25 protein-coding genes are annotated in these 19,236 nt (G+C 60.6%); 11 read left to right on the forward strand and 14 right to left on the reverse strand.

The features are described 5' to 3' along the window. Positions 1 to 5: 5 nt before the first annotated feature. The 7 genes from AC13QO_RS06490 to AC13QO_RS06520 all read right to left on the reverse strand — a co-directional run bounded on the left by AC13QO_RS06490 (position 6) and on the right by AC13QO_RS06520 (position 5,835). Positions 6 to 632 carry a TadE/TadG family type IV pilus assembly protein gene (locus tag AC13QO_RS06490; protein WP_488540217.1) on the reverse strand — a complete coding sequence of 209 codons (627 nt, stop codon included), beginning with the start codon at positions 630 to 632 and terminating at the stop codon, positions 6 to 8. Further along, positions 626 to 1,105 carry a TadE/TadG family type IV pilus assembly protein gene (locus AC13QO_RS06495; protein WP_488540218.1) on the reverse strand — a complete coding sequence of 160 codons (480 nt, stop codon included), beginning with the start codon at positions 1,103 to 1,105 and terminating at the stop codon, positions 626 to 628. Before AC13QO_RS06495 ends, AC13QO_RS06490 begins: the two co-directional genes overlap by 7 nt. Further along, positions 1,102 to 2,703: a TadE/TadG family type IV pilus assembly protein gene (locus AC13QO_RS06500; RefSeq protein ID WP_488540219.1), complete on the reverse strand. Its 1,602-nt coding sequence runs from the start codon at positions 2,701 to 2,703 to the stop codon at positions 1,102 to 1,104. The genes AC13QO_RS06495 and AC13QO_RS06500 overlap by 4 nt, the downstream gene beginning before the upstream one ends. Positions 2,704 to 2,793: 90 nt before the next feature. Continuing rightward, positions 2,794 to 3,099 (reverse strand): hypothetical protein, encoded by a 306-nt coding sequence (locus tag AC13QO_RS06505; protein ID WP_085781103.1) that lies wholly within the window; start codon positions 3,097 to 3,099, stop codon positions 2,794 to 2,796. Then, positions 3,083 to 4,573, reverse strand: coding sequence for a type II and III secretion system protein family protein (locus AC13QO_RS06510; RefSeq protein ID WP_097600795.1), 1,491 nt, complete (start codon positions 4,571 to 4,573; stop codon positions 3,083 to 3,085). The genes AC13QO_RS06505 and AC13QO_RS06510 overlap by 17 nt, the downstream gene beginning before the upstream one ends. 55 nt (positions 4,574 to 4,628) lie before the next feature. After that, entirely contained in the window at positions 4,629 to 5,543 is a 915-nt protein-coding gene (gene cpaB / locus AC13QO_RS06515; RefSeq protein WP_088392444.1) for a Flp pilus assembly protein CpaB, read from the reverse strand. A 97-nt stretch (positions 5,544 to 5,640) separates the two neighbouring features. After that, a complete protein-coding gene (locus AC13QO_RS06520; protein WP_085781100.1) occupies positions 5,641 to 5,835 on the reverse strand; it encodes a Flp family type IVb pilin in 195 nt (64 codons plus the stop codon). Positions 5,836 to 6,092: 257 nt separating this feature from the next. Here AC13QO_RS06520 and AC13QO_RS06525 point away from each other — a divergent pair, with 257 nt between their 5' ends. Further along, positions 6,093 to 6,629 carry an A24 family peptidase gene (locus AC13QO_RS06525; protein ID WP_488540220.1) on the forward strand — a complete coding sequence of 179 codons (537 nt, stop codon included), beginning with the start codon at positions 6,093 to 6,095 and terminating at the stop codon, positions 6,627 to 6,629. Between the two features lies 1 nt (position 6,630). On the opposite strand, the gene AC13QO_RS06530 is transcribed toward AC13QO_RS06525, so the two are convergent. Together AC13QO_RS06530 and AC13QO_RS06535 are read right to left on the reverse strand one after the other, a co-directional pair. Beyond that, entirely contained in the window at positions 6,631 to 6,831 is a 201-nt protein-coding gene (locus AC13QO_RS06530) for a hypothetical protein (protein ID WP_097600797.1), read from the reverse strand. Between the two features lie 64 nt (positions 6,832 to 6,895). Next, positions 6,896 to 7,519 (reverse strand): TetR/AcrR family transcriptional regulator, encoded by a 624-nt coding sequence (locus AC13QO_RS06535; RefSeq protein ID WP_085781097.1) that lies wholly within the window; start codon positions 7,517 to 7,519, stop codon positions 6,896 to 6,898. Between the two features lie 126 nt (positions 7,520 to 7,645). On the opposite strand from AC13QO_RS06535, the gene AC13QO_RS06540 reads away from it, so the two are divergent. Beyond that, positions 7,646 to 7,861, forward strand: a complete 216-nt coding sequence (locus AC13QO_RS06540) for a hypothetical protein (RefSeq protein ID WP_183701157.1) — start codon at positions 7,646 to 7,648, stop codon at positions 7,859 to 7,861. A 71-nt stretch (positions 7,862 to 7,932) separates the two neighbouring features. Beyond that, positions 7,933 to 8,109 (forward strand): hypothetical protein, encoded by a 177-nt coding sequence (locus AC13QO_RS06545; RefSeq protein WP_488540221.1) that lies wholly within the window; start codon positions 7,933 to 7,935, stop codon positions 8,107 to 8,109. A gap of 97 nt (positions 8,110 to 8,206) precedes the next feature. Here AC13QO_RS06545 and AC13QO_RS06550 read toward each other — a convergent pair whose 3' ends face one another. Then, complete coding sequence (locus AC13QO_RS06550; RefSeq protein ID WP_488540222.1) at positions 8,207 to 9,064, reverse strand: SDR family oxidoreductase; 858 nt, start codon at positions 9,062 to 9,064, stop codon at positions 8,207 to 8,209. Between the two features lie 115 nt (positions 9,065 to 9,179). Here AC13QO_RS06550 and AC13QO_RS06555 point away from each other — a divergent pair, with 115 nt between their 5' ends. The 5 genes from AC13QO_RS06555 to AC13QO_RS06575 all read left to right on the forward strand — a co-directional run bounded on the left by AC13QO_RS06555 (position 9,180) and on the right by AC13QO_RS06575 (position 11,617). Continuing rightward, the gene (locus AC13QO_RS06555; protein WP_085781292.1) at positions 9,180 to 9,428 is read left to right on the forward strand and encodes a type II toxin-antitoxin system Phd/YefM family antitoxin; all 249 of its coding nucleotides are present in this window, start codon (positions 9,180 to 9,182) and stop codon (positions 9,426 to 9,428) included. Between the two features lie 192 nt (positions 9,429 to 9,620). Beyond that, positions 9,621 to 9,848 carry a type II toxin-antitoxin system VapC family toxin gene (locus AC13QO_RS06560; RefSeq protein ID WP_488540223.1) on the forward strand — a complete coding sequence of 76 codons (228 nt, stop codon included), beginning with the start codon at positions 9,621 to 9,623 and terminating at the stop codon, positions 9,846 to 9,848. Positions 9,849 to 9,998: 150 nt separating this feature from the next. Then, positions 9,999 to 10,838 (forward strand): IclR family transcriptional regulator, encoded by an 840-nt coding sequence (locus AC13QO_RS06565; protein WP_085781093.1) that lies wholly within the window; start codon positions 9,999 to 10,001, stop codon positions 10,836 to 10,838. A gap of 81 nt (positions 10,839 to 10,919) precedes the next feature. Continuing rightward, positions 10,920 to 11,174 carry a FitA-like ribbon-helix-helix domain-containing protein gene (locus tag AC13QO_RS06570; protein WP_488540224.1) on the forward strand — a complete coding sequence of 85 codons (255 nt, stop codon included), beginning with the start codon at positions 10,920 to 10,922 and terminating at the stop codon, positions 11,172 to 11,174. Next, positions 11,171 to 11,617: a PIN domain-containing protein gene (locus AC13QO_RS06575; RefSeq protein ID WP_488540225.1), complete on the forward strand. Its 447-nt coding sequence runs from the start codon at positions 11,171 to 11,173 to the stop codon at positions 11,615 to 11,617. The genes AC13QO_RS06570 and AC13QO_RS06575 overlap by 4 nt, the downstream gene beginning before the upstream one ends. 24 nt (positions 11,618 to 11,641) lie before the next feature. Here AC13QO_RS06575 and AC13QO_RS06580 read toward each other — a convergent pair whose 3' ends face one another. Together AC13QO_RS06580 and AC13QO_RS06585 are read right to left on the reverse strand one after the other, a co-directional pair. Beyond that, a complete protein-coding gene (locus AC13QO_RS06580) occupies positions 11,642 to 12,850 on the reverse strand; it encodes an amidohydrolase/deacetylase family metallohydrolase (protein ID WP_488540226.1) in 1,209 nt (402 codons plus the stop codon). A 169-nt stretch (positions 12,851 to 13,019) separates the two neighbouring features. Next, positions 13,020 to 13,889 (reverse strand): sigma-70 family RNA polymerase sigma factor, encoded by an 870-nt coding sequence (locus AC13QO_RS06585; protein WP_488540227.1) that lies wholly within the window; start codon positions 13,887 to 13,889, stop codon positions 13,020 to 13,022. A 108-nt stretch (positions 13,890 to 13,997) separates the two neighbouring features. Between AC13QO_RS06585 and AC13QO_RS06590 the strand changes: the two genes are divergently transcribed. Then, positions 13,998 to 14,456 carry a carboxymuconolactone decarboxylase family protein gene (locus AC13QO_RS06590; RefSeq protein WP_085781091.1) on the forward strand — a complete coding sequence of 153 codons (459 nt, stop codon included), beginning with the start codon at positions 13,998 to 14,000 and terminating at the stop codon, positions 14,454 to 14,456. 63 nt (positions 14,457 to 14,519) lie between these two features. On the opposite strand, the gene rhaI is transcribed toward AC13QO_RS06590, so the two are convergent. Continuing rightward, the gene (rhaI, locus tag AC13QO_RS06595) at positions 14,520 to 15,812 is read right to left on the reverse strand and encodes an L-rhamnose catabolism isomerase (RefSeq protein WP_488540228.1); all 1,293 of its coding nucleotides are present in this window, start codon (positions 15,810 to 15,812) and stop codon (positions 14,520 to 14,522) included. Positions 15,813 to 15,890: 78 nt separating this feature from the next. Here rhaI and AC13QO_RS06600 point away from each other — a divergent pair, with 78 nt between their 5' ends. Then, positions 15,891 to 16,049 (forward strand): YqaE/Pmp3 family membrane protein, encoded by a 159-nt coding sequence (locus AC13QO_RS06600; RefSeq protein ID WP_442135343.1) that lies wholly within the window; start codon positions 15,891 to 15,893, stop codon positions 16,047 to 16,049. A 63-nt stretch (positions 16,050 to 16,112) separates the two neighbouring features. Here the strand turns inward: AC13QO_RS06600 and AC13QO_RS06605 are convergent, their stop codons facing one another. Then, positions 16,113 to 18,209: a bifunctional rhamnulose-1-phosphate aldolase/short-chain dehydrogenase gene (locus AC13QO_RS06605; RefSeq protein ID WP_488540229.1), complete on the reverse strand. Its 2,097-nt coding sequence runs from the start codon at positions 18,207 to 18,209 to the stop codon at positions 16,113 to 16,115. Positions 18,210 to 18,411: 202 nt separating this feature from the next. Between AC13QO_RS06605 and AC13QO_RS06610 the strand changes: the two genes are divergently transcribed. After that, a complete protein-coding gene (locus tag AC13QO_RS06610; protein ID WP_183701181.1) occupies positions 18,412 to 19,224 on the forward strand; it encodes a DeoR/GlpR family DNA-binding transcription regulator in 813 nt (270 codons plus the stop codon). Positions 19,225 to 19,236: the final 12 nt, after the last annotated feature.

Here is a 19,236-nt window from a genome sequence, read left to right on the forward strand (position 1 = left end):
AGGAATCAGCAGGTTGAGCAGGTCTTCAGGTCTTCCGTCGTGATCGTTACTGGATGGGCCGGGATGGTGACGTCGTTCAATCCCAACAGCCCGCCGAGGATCGGCAGATCGAAGGTGATGTCGCGCACCTCCAGCCGCATCGTCACCACCGGCCCGTCAGGGCGGCCCCAATAGCCAAGTCCCGATCGCTGATAGGTGACAACCAGATTCTCCCGGTTGATGCGCCAGTTAAGGTCACAAATGCCGGGATGCGGATCGGTTCCTACGTTGCAAACGCCATCGCTTCCCAGGACGATGCGGTTCAATGCCGCCATGCTGCAATTGGCAAGAGCCGGTCCGCAGGTCGACGATATCGTGGCATCGTTCGGAGTGGCTTTGCCGTTGTTGAGCGGATCGGCAGCGTCGGTCGGGAAAACGGCATTGAAATTGGTTGTCAGCGGATCTGATACTGCCGCCAGTCGGGCACCATATTGCAGTGCCTTGACCGTCTGATTCCACTGCGACATGGCATAGCCGAACTCGATGAAAGCGGCGAATACCAGCATGACGATCGGAAAGGTCAGCAATGCTTCGACAAGGCTGACACCACTGCTATCCCGCCAGAATGTCTTGATCTGCCGAAAGATCACCATCCGATATATCTCTCTTCATGGAAGGAACTGAGGGTGATGGCGTCGATTCCAAGAAAGCCGAATACCGGCGAGCTCTGGTAGAGATGCGCAGTGGAAATGGTAATGTTCCCATCGGCATCGGGCGCACTGATGGTAATGTCGGCAGGGTCGTTCCAGCCGGGGACGCGCGGTTGAGCGTTTGCCGCAGGTGTCTGCGTTCCGTAAAAAGCGATCGTCTTTGCCGTTGCCTGATTGCATGTCGGCACATAAGTTCCCGACAGCGGTCGGCATCGCGACAGGTAACGCCCAGCATCCCGCAGACCTGCGTCGATCTGCATCCGCTGCCAGAAAATGCTGCCGAACTCCAGTATGGCCGCGGCAAAGAGCGTCACAAAGGGGATCGCGAGCAGCGCCTCAGCAAGCACTGCGCCCTCATCCCGCCGCCACAAGCCGAGGCAAAGCTGATGCAAGATAAACTTGCGGAGCGCCATCATCTGACCAACTCCGCTTCTTCCCGCAGGAATTCGTCTGCCGTACCGCGACCACCCTTGCCGGTGATGTCGATCATCTCCAGGGAAAGGTATCGTTCGCTGGAATCCTTTATCGCCGGCTTGGTCAGGAACATGCGCGCGAAGGCCACGGCGCGGGTGGCCTTATGACCGTTCAGATGCCCGACTGAGGCTTCATAGCCACAATTGACGATGGCTGAGAAGATTTCGCGGCGATCACCATATTCAGCCGCGGTATAGTTCGAAAGGTCCGGGCCGGTATAGCACTGGCCGCCGGTTGTCGGTTTGCCGGTTTCGCCATTCGCCGAGGCATGGTTGATCAGAGATGGGTTAGCAAGCTCGTAACGATAAACGTCGTAGGCGGAGGGCTGGCTCGGTGTTCCGGTCGCCTGCGGGGGATAGCTGGAGTAGTTGCTGAGGACCGTGCTCACCGAGGGCGCAGCCGTGCCCTGCGCGACATTCCAATAGGTCGTGTAGTTCCAATTGTTGCCGCTGCTGATCTTGCCGCCGGCAAGCGAGCTCATGGCCGCTCCGTAGCCGAGCGGCAAAGCCTTGGTCGCATCGCCGACAACGGATCCGACCATGACCGGAGCATAGGTATCGCAGCCCGGCTTTCCCTTGGTGGTTGTCCGAGCGGAGCGTACGTTTCGCGCAGGACGGTAACGATAATCTCCCCTCGCGCTATTGAACGAGGAGGCGTAAAAGCCGAAGCGCGTATTCACCCCGTCCTCGATGGGCCCCGCCATTGCGCCGGTCTCGGTATCAAGATTGTCCTGTGTGTAGCAGGCGCCGGGATTGCCGGTGGCAAGAGCCTCCGCCAGCACGGACGCACCGTTGCCCAAGGGGGTCCGCAGGAAGCCAAAATTGCCGGGGCCGGGACTGGACGACGAGGTGCTGTGAAGCTCGATCTGCCGACCGTAGAGATTGCCGGCCGCAAAATTGGTGTGCAAGGCGGTTGCGGCAGCTGCGTCTGCGCTTGCACTGGTGTTGCCAGCAGGCTCGAACGGATTGCAGATAAAGATCGGCGTCACGTCGCATGCGCTGGCGTGGTATACCGCCACGGCGTCGGCGGCAATGTTGATCGTATCGCGGTTGAAGCCGACCGGGATCGGAAAGATCGTCTGCATCGCTTGCGGCTTGGCGATGACCCAGGCATAGGAAGCTTCGCTGGGCTCTGTCGTTTCCATCGAAGCCGGGATGGGCGTATCGTCATTGGCCGGGATGCTCTTCAGAAAAAGCACGGTAACCGTGCTTCCGGCATCATTGCCGGCGTCATAGCTCACGCTGATATACGAGCCAAGCGACATGCCGGTCCCGCCGCCGGAGAAAGCCGCGCTATTGGCGATTTTCTCGATCGCCGTCTGCGCCCTCGAAATGGCATCATCGCGGCCATCGAGTTCCCGGGCCCCCGCCAACGCCATCGCATCGACCGCGTTCTGGAGATCGGTATGCAGGTTGCTGCTGCGGCCGACATCGATGACCAGCAGCGAAAAGCCGAGAAGCATTGGCATGGCGATGAGGGTCAAGGCGATGACATAGCCACGATGATCATTCCAGAACCGTCTGACAACCCTGCTGAGCATTGGCGTCCCCCCATCACGGCGCTATCGCCGTGATGACCCGTTTCGTGCATTTCCCCTGCGGCGCGCTGCGCCGTTCATGCCTTCCGCCAGCTACTGGCTGGCGATCGCCCCGTTGGAGGCCCCATTCGCCCCCATGGCCGGCGACGGCTGAACAACGCCCAGCCCGCCGTTCTGATATTGAGTGACCACCCTGCGGATCACCTTGCCGTCGCTTGCGATTCGGGTTCGCTGGGCTTCCGGCGGGAATGGGTCCTCGATCTGGATGGCCTTGTTTGCTTCCACGGCGTTGCCGACCCCGAAGGTGATCGTGTCGCGATGGTTCATGTAGTCGGCGCAGCCGGAAGCGAGGCCGGCGGCCGCAAAGACGAGAAGGACGCGCTTAGCGTTTTGTAGCAACGGCTTGGACTCCCTGGTTCAAGTCGAGACGGTGGCCATAAGGCCCGGTCACACCTACGCCATTTCGAAAGCGTCGGAGCATGTCCTTGTCGACTTCCAGCACACCGAGCGCGAAGAGCTCGACGTCGTTGGACGAACGCGTCTGATCGAGCGGACTGTAGAGGTCCTCACCCGGGCGGGCCGGGCGCACAATGTGTGGCGTGACGACGATGACGAGGTCGGATTCCTTCTTCTGGAAACTGGTCGAACGGAACAGAGCGCCGAGCACCGGTATCTGCCCGAGTCCCGGCAATTGCTGGATGTCTTTGGCATTGATCGACTGCAGCAGGCCCGCCAGGGCAAAGCTCTGGCCGTCGCGGAGCGCGACCGTGGTGCTGGCAGCGCGCGAGATGAATCCCGGATTGCCGTTGACGTTGATCGACGGATCAATCTCGGAAACCTCAGGCTCGATCTCCAGGTTGATGAGACCATCATCAAGAACCACCGGCTTGAAGGTCAGCCGCACACCGAATGGGCGATAGTCCGTCTCTGTGGCCACCGTCGTGCCGTTGTTCGTCGTCTTCAGGATCGGCACTTCACCGCCGGCATGAAAGCTGGCGGTAGAGCCACTCATGGCGATGAGGTTCGGCTGAGCCAGGCGGCGCACCAATCCCTTCTGCTCGAGGGCGTTGATCACAACGTCGATGTGGCCGCCGGAGATTTCCAACACCTTGGCGATCAGCTGGCCGAAGGGCAACGCACCCGTTGCCGCACCCTTGGGATCAAGGAGGGTACGGGCCAAGTTGCCGTTGTCATCAACGGTGATCCCCTGGCTGGCCGTTGCCTTGCCGATGCGATTGTTGTTGCCATAGCCGGACCAACCGATCCCGAGGTCACGACCCGTCTGGCGCGAGGCTTCGATGACACGGACCTCCAGCATCACCTGCTGGCTGTCACTGACGCGCAACTGGTTCAGCACTGGCTGGTCGGAATAGGATTGGGCGATTTCCATCACCCGCTGCAGTTCGATGCCGTCACGGACGAAGCCTGTCAGGCGAATGCGATCGTTGGAGTTGATGACCCTGACCCGAGCCGAGGGCGCGGCAGAGCGAATGGCGGAAGCGACTTCGCTGAAATCGCTCGCAACGCGGATGTCGATGACCCCAAGCAGCGACTTGTCGTCGCCATAGACCGAAATATTGGTGGCGCCGGGCTTTTTGCCGCGGATGAACAGCGACTTGTCGGAAAGCGGCACCACGTCGATCATATCGGCGCTGCCGATGACAAGATCACCGAAGGGCTGGCCTGTATTGAGCGTCAGCGTCTCGTTCGGAGGCAAGGTCACATGCTGGACTGATTCGCCTAAAGTGATGGACTTCTCCTGTGCGTTGGCGCGGCCGGCAACTCCGGGGCCTAAACACACACAGGCCGAAAACACTGCCGCTAGTGCCGCAAGGCTTTTCGTCCTCGCGATTTTTCTCTTGCCGTTCGCCATGCCTGCTTTAGCCCCCTCATCCGGCTCGCCGCACCTGCGGCATTCCGCATCAACATCACTGGACCAGGCCGACTCGGTGCTCCTCGCGCTTCGTCGTGTTCCAGACTCCCACTGTCACCCACTTCGGCTCAACCGGCAACACCGGCTCAACCTTTTGTTCCACAATCTGCACTTGTTTTGCCGGTTCTGGCAACTGCTTTTCCAAATCCTTGCCCAGTTCTGTCGCCATCGCCCCGCCACCGAGGTCGGCGACAGTGATCGGCCGGGTCTGCTCGACTGAGGAAGAGGCAACATTGCGAAGCGCCAGCGAGAGCGTGCCGACACTGGAGCCGAGGGTCAGGCGCTGCGCCTCGTCGGTCGTGACCTCAAAGGTCACCGTTTTCACGACGGATGGCTCGTCCTTGCGCTCGTCTGCCGTCTGGTCCACCGCAAGGACCTTGACGCCTTGCAGCAGCACGTCGACGAAGGTCTGATCGTTGCCCGCCTGCCCGCGCACGACCCGCGTCAGAAGCACGTCGACGCGATCGGAAGGCCTAACGAAGCCGGCCACGCCGAGCACATCGTTGACGCGAATGGAAACGGCCTTCATGCCCTGATCCAGCGCCGCCGACAGAGTGGCGCGTTCGCCAGTACCGGTGATTTTCGACGATAGAACCGGCTCGCCAGGGTCGATCGCCGCCATGGCATAGCGCGGCTGGGCATCATTGCCGACGACCATCTCGATGCTGACGAATGAGCCTGCGGGTGTTTCATTGGAAGGCCACGGAATGGCCCTGAGGTTTTCGGATCGGATCCGGTCACCGAAGCGCATCGGAGTGGCAGCGACAACAAGTGTCCTTTCCTCGGCCTTTACGCCGCTCATCGCCAGCAGCTTGGCCTTCTGATCGGAGAGATACGCGCGCATGCCGAAAACTGCGGCGGCGGCGAGTACAAATGCAATAACGAGGCTTAAAATTGTTGAAGAACGCATCGCGGTTACTCGCTACACTGGACGGAGCGCATCCATTCATTGATGCTAATTTAGAAGAGAGGGGTTAACAAACCCCTCGCTTCTGCGAATGCCAGCTTCAGGCTGGAGCCGTCAGGTTGGCCGTAAACCAAGCTGCCCAGCCGTTCCACACGGTAGCGAGATTGGTACCGGCCAGTGTCACCGCCCCGATCACTCCACCAACCAGCAAGGCAAGCAGAATAAGGTATTCGGTGAGTGCGACGCCATCTTCTTCCCGCGCGAAAGCGCGTACGCTATTTACAAATGCTTTCATCGAGAATTACCTCCCAGGTAAGTGGTGCGCCGTATTTCCCCCGGCACTAGTCGTCGAGACCGCCCCTTCGACTGGAAATATTAATAATCTGTTAAGTCTAATTTAGTCAATTGTTTTATACGCAGACATTCGACATCTATACTTTATGGTTAAGACGAAAAATCGCCGAACTGGTCGTAAAAGCCGACTCCTGTGGCCGATGTTCAGTGACGATGAGCGTACATGGTAGATTAACGTAGCCCAAAAAGGTTGATCCGATGCTGGAAATGGTCGTTGTTATTAATACTATTTCAGTATTACTTTTTCTCTGCGCCGCCTGGACAGATTTCCGTACTTGGAAGATTCCCAACACGCTCGTGCTTGCGCTCGTGACACTTTATGCGCTGCGCGCGCTGGCCGTTATGCTTGGTTCCGAGGATGTCGGCGCGGCCCTGTTTGCTTCGAACGGAATTGGTGGCGACATCGGAGCCGGTCTGCTGATGTTCATGCTTGGGGTGGCGCTCTGGGCGTTCCGGCTGTTTGGCGCAGGAGACGCCAAGCTTTTCCTGCCGATCGGCCTTTTTGTCGGATGGCACGGAATGCTGCCGTTTGCGATGTTGCTGCTTGTGCTGGGCATCGTGACGCTGCTGGCCCTGCGGCTGCCGGTGCCGCTGCCCGTCGCGCATCTCGCCTTTTTCATGCGCATCGAGGAAATTCGGGTGAGCCGGAAGATACCCTATGGCGTCATCATGGTTTTCGCGACGCTCCTGACCCTGGCTTTGCCAATGATCCGGCAGCACCTGCAGCTACGGTGACCTACCCTGAAAGGGCTCTGGCCGACCTGTTCTCCAACGCGGCGATCTCCTCGGAGACCTCGCTCAATCGCTGACGCAGGTCGCTGTCGGTGCCGTCATCGACCTCTTCCTCGCCAAAACAATAGCGTGCCTCGTGAAGCTCGAGCTTGGCTTCGAGCTCGGCGCGTCTGGCATATAGGCGCTTGAGATAGGCGTAGTTCATCTCCCGGTCTCCACATCGTCCCGGTGATGGAAAAACGGTGTGGAGGCGGTAAGGTTCCGGTCTATCAGGTGAAAGAAGCGATCGCTGCTCGGCAGGCCTTGGCGAAATGGCCGCAACAGCCGGCGGCGCCCATTGCCTGACGGCTGACGCGCGCGCCTTCGAGCAGCAGCGTCAGCGTATCGGCAAGAAGTTGAGGTTCGCGCGCACCGGCCGCCGAACAGAGCGCGGCCAGGCGATCGCGCTGTGCGGCCTTGTGCCTCTCGATCATTTCATGGGCGGGATGCCCTTCTCCCTTGAGCTCGATGGCGGCGTTGGCGAGATCGCAGCCGGCGGGCTCGCCGTTCAGACACTGCGCCCGCATCTCCACCCAGGCGTCGAGCTGGGCGCGGGGATCGCCGGGATGAGCGGCCTCCAGATCGCGCCAAATGGCATCGGCCCTTTCGGAGGCACGCCGCAGCGTCTCGCAGACGAGTTCGTCCTTCGAGCCGAAATGCCGGTAGAGCGTCATCTTATTGGTCGAGGCGGCATCGGCGATGGCATCGACGCCGATGCCGCGGATGCCGCGCTCGCGGAAAAGCTCCACGGCCGTCGAGACGATGCGCTCCCGCGGCGGGATGCGATCTTCTGAAACGGTTGCGGAGATTTCATTCGAAGTTTCTGATTTTTTTGCGGACGAAGTCCTTGACATCAATGTGACCGATCGGTAACAACAGCATTGTTACTTACCGGTAACACCACAGGCCGCGAAAGTCAACGCAGAGGGTTGGCGGCGGATGTGGAACACGGGCGACCGCCCACGAAAGGAGGACAAGCCATGAGACAGACCAGAGACGACCTGACAATATCCGAAGCCCTTCGCGACCCCCTGATCGCCATGGTGTTGCGCGCCGACGGCGTGAAGCTTGAAGACTTCAAGCAACTCCTGGAAACGGCCGCCGGGAAACGCGAATCGCGCCCGACGCCGGTGGGCAAGATGATCGGAGCGCTTGCGAGCCGCGCCAATCTGCCGGCTATTCCCTGCTTCGGCTGAAAGCCGCCTGAACACCGGGGGATCTCTCCCTGCCCCCGACAAGGGCTGTCGTCATAAAGAGGCGGCGGCCCTTGCTGCTTCATCGTAGTGGCCGGAAAGCGGCGGCGATCAACTTCTCCTTGTCCGCCCGCGCGCCTTTCACGAGGCCGCGCTTTTCGAACTTTCTCCGCTGCGACCAGGCCCTGCTCGCCGCCGGCGACGCCGTGATCGTCACGACGCCGACCGGCGGCGGCTACGGCAAGCCGTGACTGAAGCGCGCATCCTGCCAGATCGTGATTACGCGCTTCAGCTCCTTCTATCCGTGCACGCCTTCATCCCGGAACCGCCAATTCCGGGCGACATGCATTAAAGGATTGGCTTGCCGCCTGTAACCGCGATGGTCGTGCCGGAAACATAGCTCGACAAGGGATCGGCCAGCATGACATAGGCGGTGGCCAGTTCGGCCGGCTGACCCGGCCGTTTCATCGGTACCTGCTTACCGAAATTGCTGACGCTGTCTTCGGGCAGCGTCGAAGGAATGAGCGGCGTCCAGATCGGGCCCGGCGCCACGGCATTGGCGCGAATGCCCTTGTCGGCCAGAAGCTGGGCCAGGCCGGCGGTGAAATTCTGGATCGCGCCCTTGGTCGTGGCATAGGCCAGCAGCGTCGGGTTCGGATTGTCCGAATTGATCGAAGCCGTGTTGATGATGGCGCTGCCGGGCTTCATATGGGCGACAGCCGCCTTGGTCAGGTAGAACATCGCATGGATGTTGACCTTGAAGGTCAGTTCCCACTCCTCGTCGCTGATCTCGTCGATGCTCTTGAAGCTTGCCTGGTGCGCGGCATTGTTGACGAGAATGTCGATACCGCCGAGCTCCTTGACCGCCGTCTCGACAATTTGTCGGCAATGGGCCGGATCCTGAATATCGCCGCTGACGAGCACGGCCTTGCGCCCGGCCTGCTCAACGAGCCGCTTCGTCTCGTCGGCATCCTCATCCTCGTCGAGATAGGAAATCAACAGATCGGCGCCTTCCCTTGCATAGGCGATTGCCACTGCGCGGCCGATGCCGCTATCGCCGCCGGTAATGATCGCCCGCTTGCCCTTCAGCCGTTCGGATCCGCGATAGGTTTTTTCGCCATGGTCGGGAACCGGGTCCATCTGGGCGGTGAAACCCGGCATCGGCTGTTTCTGGGATGGGAAAGGGGGTGTTGGATAATGCGTCATTATAGCCTCCTGAGTTGAGGGACAAACTCAGGCTGCGGCTGGTTGTTCCAACGGCATTGCAGCCACATCGCTTTCCGAATAAAATGACCAGAAAGTTGGTCACGGGGACAATATGATGGCACGTGTCAACCTGGCGGAAGCAAAAGCCCACCTGAGCGAGTTGCTCAATAGGGTGGAGGCCGGCGAAACGATCGAGATATTGCGGCATGGCAAGCCGGTGGCGCAGCTCGTGCCGGTGAAGACGCCGAAACAACCGATCGATGTCGAACGGCTGAAAGCATTGACGGCCTCGATGAAGCCACCGGCCGAGCCGGTCGATTCCGCGACCTTCATTCGCGATCTGCGCGATACCAATCGTTATTGATGCTTTACATCGACACACCAGTCCTCGTCGCCGCATGGACGGTCGAAACCCGCACGGACGACGTGCAGCAATGGCTGGCGGAGCGTCGATCCGATGAGATCGCCGTCAGCAGCTGGATTAACCGAATTTTCAAGCGCTGTCGGAGTCAAGGCGAGAAACGGACAGATCGATCCGGCCGATCGCAGCAAAGCTTTGGCGCTGTTCAAGGAACTATGTTCAACGAGCTTCGAGTGCCTGCCGATATCGCGGGCGCACTTCATCGAAGCGGCGCGAATGATCGAACAGTTCAATATCGGTCTTCGTGCCGGTGATGCGCTGCATCTCGCCGTCGCAATCGATAGCGACGCCACGCTCGTCACGCTGGACAAGGGGCTGGCAAAAGCCTGCAGCCTCATCGGAGCGCGTCACCGCTTGTTATGAGGTCGGCGGTATCGGCGGATGCGGAAACGCAGTCTCCCGGTTCCACCGCCGCCACATTCGCACCGACGATCAACCTACAAAATGTTGCGATTTGCCACAGCGACCGCTGTACCATAGTAATGTAATATGGTCGCAGTGTTCATGAGGTGCATGAAATTGGACGGAAAGACATCGCCCGCAGTTTACTCCGAAGATGAGAGCCTTGCCGGCGAAGCCGGCGGCAAGAGCGCGCGCCGCGCCCGCGTCAGCGGCATCGACCGCGCTCTTCAGGTGATCGATCATCTCTATGAAACAGGATCGCCGGCCGGCGTCTATGCCATCGCCAAGGCGGTAAAGGCGCCGCTATCGACCGTCTACGTCATCGTCGACGACCTCGTCGAAAAGAATATGCTGACGCGCCAGGCGGATGGCTCGATCTGGCTCGGCGCCCGGCTTTATCATTACGGGCTTGCCTATGCCCGGTCGCTGGATTTCATGAGTATCGCCACCCACGAAATGCACGATCTCTGTCGCCAGGCCGGCGAAACCGTGCAGGTCTGCGGCCGTGACGGCGATTACATGCTGGTGCTTGCCATGGCCGACGGCCCGAGCCACTTCCAGGTGGCGTCGCGCGTCGGTACCCGGGTGCCGCTCAACTGGACGGCGTCGGGCCGCCTGCTCGTCGGCCACCTGCCCGAAGAGGAACGCATCGAGCTTTTCAAACGCTGCGCCCGCTCGTCGCCGACCGGCCGCGCCGAGATCGATCCGCGCACCCTATCGGAAGCGGCCGGCAAGGCCTTCGAGTCGCGCCTGTCGATCCAGGCCGGCGAATCCGATTATGCGGTCGCCTGCATCGCCTCGCCGATCTGCGATCGCGAGGGCCAGTGCGTTGCCACCATTTCGATCGTGCTGCCGGAGCAGAAGGCCTTTTCCGACGAGAACCATTATACGGCGCATGTGCGCAATTCTGCGGAGCGGATCGAAAAACTGATGGGTTGGCGCAACCGCTGACGCGACACGATCCTTGAAGGATTGTCCTCTGACTCGCATTGCATCTATGTTGACGTCACTGACAGCATTTGGGGTCTGAATATGGCCGTTCTGACAGTTCGAAACGTGCCCGATGACGTGCATCGCGCATTTCGTGTCCGGGCGGCGATGCGTGGCCGCAGCACCGAGGCGGAAGTTCGCGAAATCCTGGAAAATGCCGTAAAGCCCGAGCAGCGCATTCGCATGGGAGACGCATTGGCTGAACTCGGCCGGCAATTGGCGCTGACCAATGATGATCTCGAGGTGCTTGATCAGCTGCGCGAAAGGGCGGCGGCGGAGCCCTTGAGGTTTGAATGATCGTACTCGATACGAATGTGCTTTCCGAGACGATGAAACCGACGCCCAGTTTGGCTGTGCGCGCGTGGCTCAACGAGCAAGCCGCGGAAACACTGTATTTGTCGAGTGTTACCTTGGCCGAATTGATGTTCGGCATCGGCGCCTTACCGGACGATCGACGCAAAGCGGCCCTGACCGAGATGTTTGGCGGCTTATTAGCACTCTTTGGGGATCGGGTATTGCCATTCGACGTCGGAGCGGCCCGGCATTATGCCGACCTTGCCGTCAGAGCTAGAACGAACGGCAAAGGCTTCCCGACGCCGGACGGACATATCGCCGCCATCGCCGCTTCGAAGGGCTTTGTTGTCGCGACACGCGATATAAGCCCCTTCGAGGCGGCCGGACTGACTGTCGTAAATCCCTGGAACCATCGATCATCTGAGGCCTCTCGGGAGAATTTATGATCGAACCCCGCCTCGCGGCGGATTCTATCTGTAGGAATAGCCGTGGCTGTGGCGCACCAGCCTGCGCGCCCGCGGCACGTAGCGGCTAGCGGCGACAGCCTCGGCACCCATCACTGCATAGCGTGGCTCGAACAGCTTGTTGAGGACCGAGACATCACCATTCGAATCCGTCGCCTCGAGTTCGGACTCGACGAGGTCGAAAACGGTGAATTCGGCTTGCGCGCCGACCGCAAGCCGGTTCTCCATCGACAGCTTGATGACCGAGGCCGGCGCATGGGTGACTGCTTCCACGACCTTGTCGAAGGGCATGCCGACGCTCAGCAGCTTCGACATCGTCGTCGCCAGGTCCCAGACCGGAAAGTTCATCGAATGGCCGTGCAGGTCGGTCGAGATCGAGAACGGCAGAAGCCCGCGCGCGATCGCCGCTTCGGCGACCTTGAAGGAGAAGGAGGCGCCGCCATGGCCGATGTCGAGGCGGATGCCTTCGGAGGCGCAGCGCTCGGCGAGATTGAAAAGATCCTCGTCCTCCATGAGGCTCGAACCGGCCTTGCCGTTGAAGCAATGGGTGACGACGTCACCGGGGCCGAGAATTTCAAGCACTTCGTCATAAAGCGCCGGCGGCTCGCCGACATGGACCATCATCGGCACTTTCAGGATCTTGGCGATCTTCTTGCCGAGCTTGACGGGAGTGACACCCCAGGAGCCGGTGATGACGTGGCTGGCGCGCACCTTGATGCCGACGATGTGCTCGCTGTTTTCAGCGTAGACTTGGAGAATGCGGTCGAGATCGATATCTCTGATATCCCGGAGCTCGGCGACGCGGTTGCAGGCGACGAGACCGATCGAGCCCAGGTTCAGGAAGGCCTTGATGCGCTCGCGCGAGGGCTCGATGATATACTCGCGGAAGCCATGGAAATTCGCCTCGCCGGCCGAACCGGCGTCGACGAGGGTGGTGACGCCGCGCTCGAGACCGCATTCGGACGGGCGGATGGAGATGTCGGTGCCGCCATGCCAGATGTGGACGTGCAGATCGATCCAGCCCGGCGAAATGAAAGCCCCCTTGCCGTCGATCAGTGCCACATCCTCAGCGGCTGGAAGCGATGGACCGATCCGGGCGATGCGGCCGTCGGCATTGACGAGAATGTCGATCACCCCCTCGGATGCGCCCGCACCGAAAGCCGTCGGCCTGACATTGGTGAGGAGAAGCGGCTTTTTCGCCTGGTCGCCCGACATGATCATAATCCAAATTACATAGTTATGGCATACGAAGCCTTATAATAGAATAAAGTCGAAGAGACTGCTGTCAAGAGAAATGAAGCGCAGCTAGCCGCACGGGAACGGCGGCAGCGCGCTCGTTCTCAGCCGCACCCGCCGTCAAGGAGCGGCAAATTTTCCAGCGATTTCAATCCCGCAGGATTGAATATTCAAGCCGTTCGAGGTGGTGTGGATCGGCGATAGCTTCGATTGCCGCAATCCTGTTGTCGGCGATGGTGAACGCCACCACGACGCGGATCTGACCCGCGATGCGCACGACGAAGCCAAGCTCGCCGTCGACGATGGCGATCTCTGCCGCCTGCGCCCGGCCCTTGAACAACTCTGCCACTTCGGATGCGCCGCGTCTTTCGCCGAAGGCGCCGAAACGCGCCGCCGTCGCATCCAGGCGAAACACGACATCTGGAGCGAGCACGGCAATCAGCGCCTGCAGATCGCCGCTGCGCGAAGCCGTCAGAAAGGCCTCGGCAATCGTTCGTTTGCGGCCGAGATCGACATCCGGCGTCTCGTCCGCGCCCTGCACCCGGCGGCGGGCACGGCTCGCGAGCTGACGGGCGGCGGCGGATGACCGGCCGATAATCGGCGCAATTTCTTCGAAGGGAAGATCGAACATGTCGTGCAGCACGAAGGCAACTCGTTCGGCAGGCGCCAGCGTCTGCAACACGACGAGCAGCGCCACGCCCACCGAATCGGCGAAGGCGGCGTCGCGTTCCGGATCCTTGGCCGGATCGGCGATCGCTGCATGGACCGATGTCTCCAGCCGCTCCTCGCGCCGGGTCCTGCGGGCACGCAGCATATCGAGGCAGATGCGCGCCACCACCGTCGTCAGCCAGCCGGCGAGATTGCCGACGTCAGTCCTATCCGCGCGGGTGAGCCGCAGCCAGGCCTCCTGAACCGCGTCTTCGGCCTCGCTGCGCGACCCCAGCATGCGATAGGCGGCCGCCTTCAGATGCGCCCGGTTGGCTTCGAATTGATCGGCCAGCCAATTATTCTCGTTCATCCGTCACATTCCTTCGCTGCGTTCCGTCACATCAATGACGAATGAAACCGGGCCGGTGTGACAGCGCCGGTGGATCGTCGCACCCTAAACCAATCAAGGAGACCTATGATGCAGGAGAGAATGGGAAATCCCGCCCTCGTGCTTCCAGAAGCCATGCAGGCGCTCAATGCGCTCAGCAAGGTGCCGACCGAAACAGGCCTTTCGCCAAGGCTGCTCGAACTCGTCAATCTGCGCGCCAGCCAGATCAACGGCTGCAGCGTCTGCATCGATGGTCATTGGCGCATTGCCCGCAAACACGGCGAAACGGATGAGCGGCTCTTTGCCGTCGCCGGCTGGCGCGACGCTCCCTATTATAGCGAGGCTGAACGCGCCGCTCTCGCCTTGACCGAGGCGGTGACCCGCACCAGCGACCGCGCCGACCCGGTGCCTGACGAGATCTGGGACGAGGCGACCCGGCATTATGACGGCCGCAGCCTTGCGGCTCTCGTCATCGCCATCGCCAACATCAATGTCTGGAATCGGCTGAACATCGCAACCCGTCAGATCGCCGGCGCCTGGAAACCCTGAGCGATTGCCGGCAGCGTTTCACCCCACGTTGCCGGCGACCACACTTTTATTCAGCCGGGCAGCTCAGATGATACCGCCGCCACCGGCAACGGAAGCCGGACGTTCGGCCGCCACCTTGTTGCGGTAGCCGCTGGCGCGATAGGCCGCGATCGGGTCGATCGCGCCGCCGGCGCGGCGGCGAGCCTCGGCAAGGATCGGCTCGACATCGGCGCGATAGGCGCGCTTCAGCGTTTCTGACGCCATCAGCGCGTCATTGTCCTCTTGGTAGCCCACGAGGGCCTTCCGGTCGACGAGGAGCGCCTGCGCATAGGCGCGGCGGATTTCGTTGGCGCTGTTGATCAGGCTCTCGATCGGATCGGTGACATTGTGCGACTGGTCGATCATGTGGGCCGGATTGAAATCGTTGACGCCGCGCTGTTCGGCATCCACCAGCTCGTTGAACACCAGGAACAGCCGGTAGGGATCGATCACGCCGGCATCGAGATCATCGTCGCCATATTTCGAATCGTTGAAGTGGAAACCGCCGAGTTTGCCGAACTGGATCAGGCGGGCGACGATCATCTCGATATTGGTGTTCGGCGCATGGTGGCCGAGATCGACGAGGCACTGGGCTTTGGGGCCGAGGGTCTGGGCGACCAGATAATTGGTGCCCCAGTCCTGAACGATCGTCGAATAGAAGGCCGGCTCGTACATCTTGTGCTCGGAGAACAGCTTCCAGTCGTCGGGCAGCACCTTGTAAATGTCAGCCATCGAGGCGAGGTAACGCTCGAATGCCTTGGTGAAATTGCTCTGGCCGGGGAAGTTCGACCCATCGCCGATCCAGACGGTCAGCGCCTTGGAGCCGATCGCTTTGCCGATCTCGATGCATTCGAGATTGTGCTCGACCGCCTGGGCGCGTGTTGCCGCGTCGGTGTGGCTAAGCGAACCGTATTTGTAGGAATAAGCCTGCCCCGGCGCGTCGGAAAAGGTGTTCGAATTCATTGCGTCGAAGCCGAGGCCGAGCGCATCACCCTTGGCCTTCAACTCCCGTGCATCCGCCTTGTCCCAGGGAATATGCAGCGACACATTCGGCGTTGCCTGGGTCAACTGGTTGATGACGGCGCAATCGTCGAGCTTGTCGAAGATGCCGCGCGGTTCGCCGGCGCCGGGGAACCGGGCGAAACGCGTGCCGCCGGTGCCCACGCCCCAGGAAGGAACGGCGACGGAAAATTCGCTGACCTTGCTTGTCACCGCCTCGATATCGACGTCGCGCCGATCAAGCGTCGCACCCAACGCCTCATAGTCGGCTTTCAGCGCCGCCGCCCGCTTGTCATTTTCACTCGCGATCAGATCTTGTGCGATCCTGAATTCAGCCATTGTTTCCTCCCACGTCGCGAACCACAGAACGTGGTTTGCGTTCTAAAGCTTACATGTCTTCAAAACTCAGGAGCTACGATGGACGTTATCCGCATTCTTCTTGCGATCATCCTGCCGCCCCTCGGCGTATTTCTGCAGGTCGGGATCGGCCTGCATTTCTGGCTCAACATATTGCTGACGCTTTGCGGCTATGTGCCGGGGATCATCCACGCAATATGGGTGATCCTCCGGAAGTAGCTCTGCCCGTTTGCTTGCGCAATTCCGGACGCAAAACCGCTGCACACTTTTGCCGGAATTGCTCTAGCGCGTAAAACTCTGCACGTTGCCGGCGTCGACGTTGATGATGTTGCCGGTCGATTTCGCCGATAGATCTGACGCCAGGAAGTAGACCGCCTCGGCGATATCTTCCGGGAAGACGTTGAGCTTCAGCATCGACCGCTTGCGGTAATGTTCCTCCAGCTCGTCGACCTCGATCTTCGAGGAGGCCGCACGCTGCTCGCGCCACTCGCCGCTCCAGATCTTCGAGCCACGCAGGACTGCATCGGGATTGACGGTGTTGACGCGGATGCCGGCATCGGCGCCTTCCAGCGCCAGGCAGCGGGCGAGATGGATTTCAGCCGCCTTCGCCGTGCAATAAGCGGACGCGTTCAGCGAAGCGGCAAGACCGTTCTTCGATGCAATGAAGACGATATTGCCGCCGAGCGCCTGACGGCGGAACAGCCGGAAGGCTTCACGCGAGACGAGGAAATAACCGGTCGCCAGAATGTCGATATTGCGGTTCCACGTCGACAGTTCCGTCGTTTCAATCGGCGCGGACGAAGCGATACCGGCATTCGAAACGAGGATGTCGATGCCGCCGAATTCGACGCAGGATTCGGCGAAGGACGCGATAACCGCATCTTCCTTGGTGACGTCGAGCTTCGCCGTGCGCACGGCGTCCGCGCCATACTTCTTCACGAACTCGGCTTCAGTCGATTCAAGTGCCGCCTGATCGATATCGGCGAGCACCACACAGGCGCCCTCGCCGACGAGGCGCGCTGCCGTCGCCCGGCCGATGCCGCCGGCGCCGCCGGTGACGAAGGCGACCTTGCCGGCAAGGCTCTTCGGCTTCGGCATGCGCTGCAGCTTGGCCTCTTCGAGTAGCCAATATTCGATGTCAAAGGCTTCCTGCTCCGGCAGTCCCTGATATTCCGAGACCGTCGAGGCGCCGCGCATGACGTTGATGGCGTTGACGTAGAATTCGCTGGCAATGCGAGCCGTCGCCTTGTCGCGGGCGAAGGACAGCATACCGACACCCGGCACGAGGAAGATGACGGGATTGGCGTCGCGCATGGCGGGCGAATTGTCATGTTTGCAGTCGTTGTAGTAGCGGGCGTAGTCAGCGCGGTAATCCTCCAGCGCCTTGTCGAGACCCGCGACGATCGCGTCGACATCCGGTTTGGCCGGGTCGAAATCGACGATCAGCGGCCGGATCTTGGTGCGCAGGAAATGGTCCGGGCAGCTGGTGCCGAGCGCCCCGAGCGGACGCAGGTTCTTTGAATTGACGAATTCCAGAACGGCATCCTGATCGTCGAAATGGCCGAGCTTGCGCTCCTGCTTGCCGATGCGACCGCGAATTTCGGGCATCAGGCGAGCGGCGATCGCCCGGCGTTCGGCAACCGGCAGACTCTGCACGACCGCGCCGCCGAAGATCGTCTTGCCTTCGGTCTGAGCGGCGAACCATTCAATCGCCTTGTTGATGATATCGAGCGTCAGCTCGTAGCAGGCCTTGGCGTCGTTTGCCCAGGTGAAGAGACCATGGCTTTCGAGCACGACGCCCTTGGCGTTCGGGTTCGCCTTGACGAAGGCTTCGAGATCGAGGCCGAGCTGGAAGCCCGGACGGCGCCAGGGCAGCCAGCCGATCTCGTCACCGAAGATTTGCTTGGTCAGCTCCCTGGAATTCTTCGACGCGGCGATCGCAATGATCGCATCGGGATGCATGTGATCGACATGGGTGAAAGGCACGAAGCCGTGCAGCGGCGTGTCAATCGATGCGGCGCGGCCATTCAGGTTGAAGGTGCAATGCGGCAGGAAGCCGACCATGCGGTCCTCGTCCTCGACACCTTGGTAGATGCCCTTCAGCGATTCCAGCTTGTCCTGGTAGAGTGTGGCGAAGCCGTCGAGCTTGATAGTGCCGACGTCGCCGCCCGAGCCCTTGACCCAGAGAACCTTGACCTTCTCGCCGGTCAGCGGATCGGTCTCCATGACCTTGGCCGAGGTATTGCCGCCACCGTAATTGGTGATGCGCTTGTCGGCGCCGAGCAGATTTGAGCGATAGAGAAGCTTGCCGGGTTCGTCGAGGCCTGCCGCGTAACCCTCGTCCCACCGGTTTTCCAGAAGCCGGACGTTCGCCGCCATGTCATCCTCCCATATGAAATCATTATCGGGACGCGATAGTTCGCGCCCCTTTTCGCTGACCGGTATCGCTCATGAAAATGGGGTTTGTCAATCGAAAACGATCAAATTCGATTATTGTGCAGCGCAATATGAAAATTTATGATCGTTTATGATTGACAGCTTTTAACGGATACGAAATAAATACGACACGAGGAGGAGCCCAATGCACGAACGCGAACGTCATCGCATCATCTTGAGCGCCGTTCAGGAAAAATCCGTCGTCACGATCCAGGACATTTCCGAATTGACGGAAGCTTCTGAAGCGACAATCCGGCGCGACATTGCGGCTCTTCATGTGCAGGGCAAGATCCGTCGCGTCCGCGGCGGAGCGGAGGCGGTGCATCCGCCGCAGCTCGGCAATCTCGCCGGCCGCCCATTCCGGGTTTCAGAATCGGTCAACATCGATAAAAAACGCGCAATTGCACGCGCCGCGGTCGATCTCTGCGAAGCCGGCGACGCCATCATTATCAATGGCGGCACCACGACCTTCCAGATGGTGCATTACATGGCCGGCCATCGCATGCAGGTGATGACCAACTCTTTTGCCATCGCCGAACATCTGGTGAAGCATTCCAAGAACACGGTGACGGTGCCGGGCGGCGCGATCTATCGTGAACAGAGCCTCATCCTGTCGCCTTTCGACAATGACGCGATCCGCAATTTTTATGCGCGGCGCATGTTCATCGGCGCGCAGGGCGTCGGCCCGCTCGGCATCATGGAGGCGGACGCCCTCATCATCCAGAGCGAGCAGAAGCTGATGCACCAGGCCGACGAACTCGTCGTCATGGTGGATTCAAGCAAATTCAATCGCCGGTCGAGCCTCATTCTCTGCGCGCTCGACCGCGTTTCTGTGGTCATCACCGATGACGGGATTACCGACGAGGCGGCTCGCATGGTCGAGAATGCCGGCGTTCGGCTCGTCGTCGCCAGCCCGGTGACCCAGCTTGTGAAGGAGGATTCCTCGTCGGTCGCATGAGGCGCCGCCGAG

The sequence above is a fragment of the Rhizobium sp. CNPSo 3670 genome, from assembly GCF_057784555.1.

What these genes read in the sequence shown, in the direction of transcription:
- AC13QO_RS06490 (WP_488540217.1), bottom strand. Translation starts at nt 632, where the DNA reads ATGGTGATCTTTCGGCAGATCAAGACATTCTGGCGGGATAGCAGTGGT.
- AC13QO_RS06495 (WP_488540218.1), bottom strand. Translation starts at nt 1,105, where the DNA reads ATGATGGCGCTCCGCAAGTTTATCTTGCATCAGCTTTGCCTCGGCTTG.
- AC13QO_RS06500 (WP_488540219.1), bottom strand. Translation starts at nt 2,703, where the DNA reads ATGCTCAGCAGGGTTGTCAGACGGTTCTGGAATGATCATCGTGGCTAT.
- AC13QO_RS06510 (WP_097600795.1), bottom strand. Translation starts at nt 4,573, where the DNA reads ATGGCGAACGGCAAGAGAAAAATCGCGAGGACGAAAAGCCTTGCGGCA.
- cpaB (WP_088392444.1), bottom strand. Translation starts at nt 5,543, where the DNA reads ATGCGTTCTTCAACAATTTTAAGCCTCGTTATTGCATTTGTACTCGCC.
- AC13QO_RS06520 (WP_085781100.1), bottom strand. Translation starts at nt 5,835, where the DNA reads ATGAAAGCATTTGTAAATAGCGTACGCGCTTTCGCGCGGGAAGAAGAT.
- AC13QO_RS06525 (WP_488540220.1), top strand. Translation starts at nt 6,093, where the DNA reads ATGCTGGAAATGGTCGTTGTTATTAATACTATTTCAGTATTACTTTTT.
- AC13QO_RS06530 (WP_097600797.1), bottom strand. Translation starts at nt 6,831, where the DNA reads ATGAACTACGCCTATCTCAAGCGCCTATATGCCAGACGCGCCGAGCTC.
- AC13QO_RS06535 (WP_085781097.1), bottom strand. Translation starts at nt 7,519, where the DNA reads ATGTCAAGGACTTCGTCCGCAAAAAAATCAGAAACTTCGAATGAAATC.
- AC13QO_RS06540 (WP_183701157.1), top strand. Translation starts at nt 7,646, where the DNA reads ATGAGACAGACCAGAGACGACCTGACAATATCCGAAGCCCTTCGCGAC.
- AC13QO_RS06550 (WP_488540222.1), bottom strand. Translation starts at nt 9,064, where the DNA reads ATGACGCATTATCCAACACCCCCTTTCCCATCCCAGAAACAGCCGATG.
- AC13QO_RS06555 (WP_085781292.1), top strand. Translation starts at nt 9,180, where the DNA reads ATGGCACGTGTCAACCTGGCGGAAGCAAAAGCCCACCTGAGCGAGTTG.
- AC13QO_RS06565 (WP_085781093.1), top strand. Translation starts at nt 9,999, where the DNA reads ATGAAATTGGACGGAAAGACATCGCCCGCAGTTTACTCCGAAGATGAG.
- AC13QO_RS06570 (WP_488540224.1), top strand. Translation starts at nt 10,920, where the DNA reads ATGGCCGTTCTGACAGTTCGAAACGTGCCCGATGACGTGCATCGCGCA.
- AC13QO_RS06575 (WP_488540225.1), top strand. Translation starts at nt 11,171, where the DNA reads ATGATCGTACTCGATACGAATGTGCTTTCCGAGACGATGAAACCGACG.
- AC13QO_RS06580 (WP_488540226.1), bottom strand. Translation starts at nt 12,850, where the DNA reads ATGTCGGGCGACCAGGCGAAAAAGCCGCTTCTCCTCACCAATGTCAGG.
- AC13QO_RS06585 (WP_488540227.1), bottom strand. Translation starts at nt 13,889, where the DNA reads ATGAACGAGAATAATTGGCTGGCCGATCAATTCGAAGCCAACCGGGCG.
- AC13QO_RS06590 (WP_085781091.1), top strand. Translation starts at nt 13,998, where the DNA reads ATGCAGGAGAGAATGGGAAATCCCGCCCTCGTGCTTCCAGAAGCCATG.
- rhaI (WP_488540228.1), bottom strand. Translation starts at nt 15,812, where the DNA reads ATGGCTGAATTCAGGATCGCACAAGATCTGATCGCGAGTGAAAATGAC.
- AC13QO_RS06600 (WP_442135343.1), top strand. Translation starts at nt 15,891, where the DNA reads ATGGACGTTATCCGCATTCTTCTTGCGATCATCCTGCCGCCCCTCGGC.
- AC13QO_RS06605 (WP_488540229.1), bottom strand. Translation starts at nt 18,209, where the DNA reads ATGGCGGCGAACGTCCGGCTTCTGGAAAACCGGTGGGACGAGGGTTAC.
- AC13QO_RS06610 (WP_183701181.1), top strand. Translation starts at nt 18,412, where the DNA reads ATGCACGAACGCGAACGTCATCGCATCATCTTGAGCGCCGTTCAGGAA.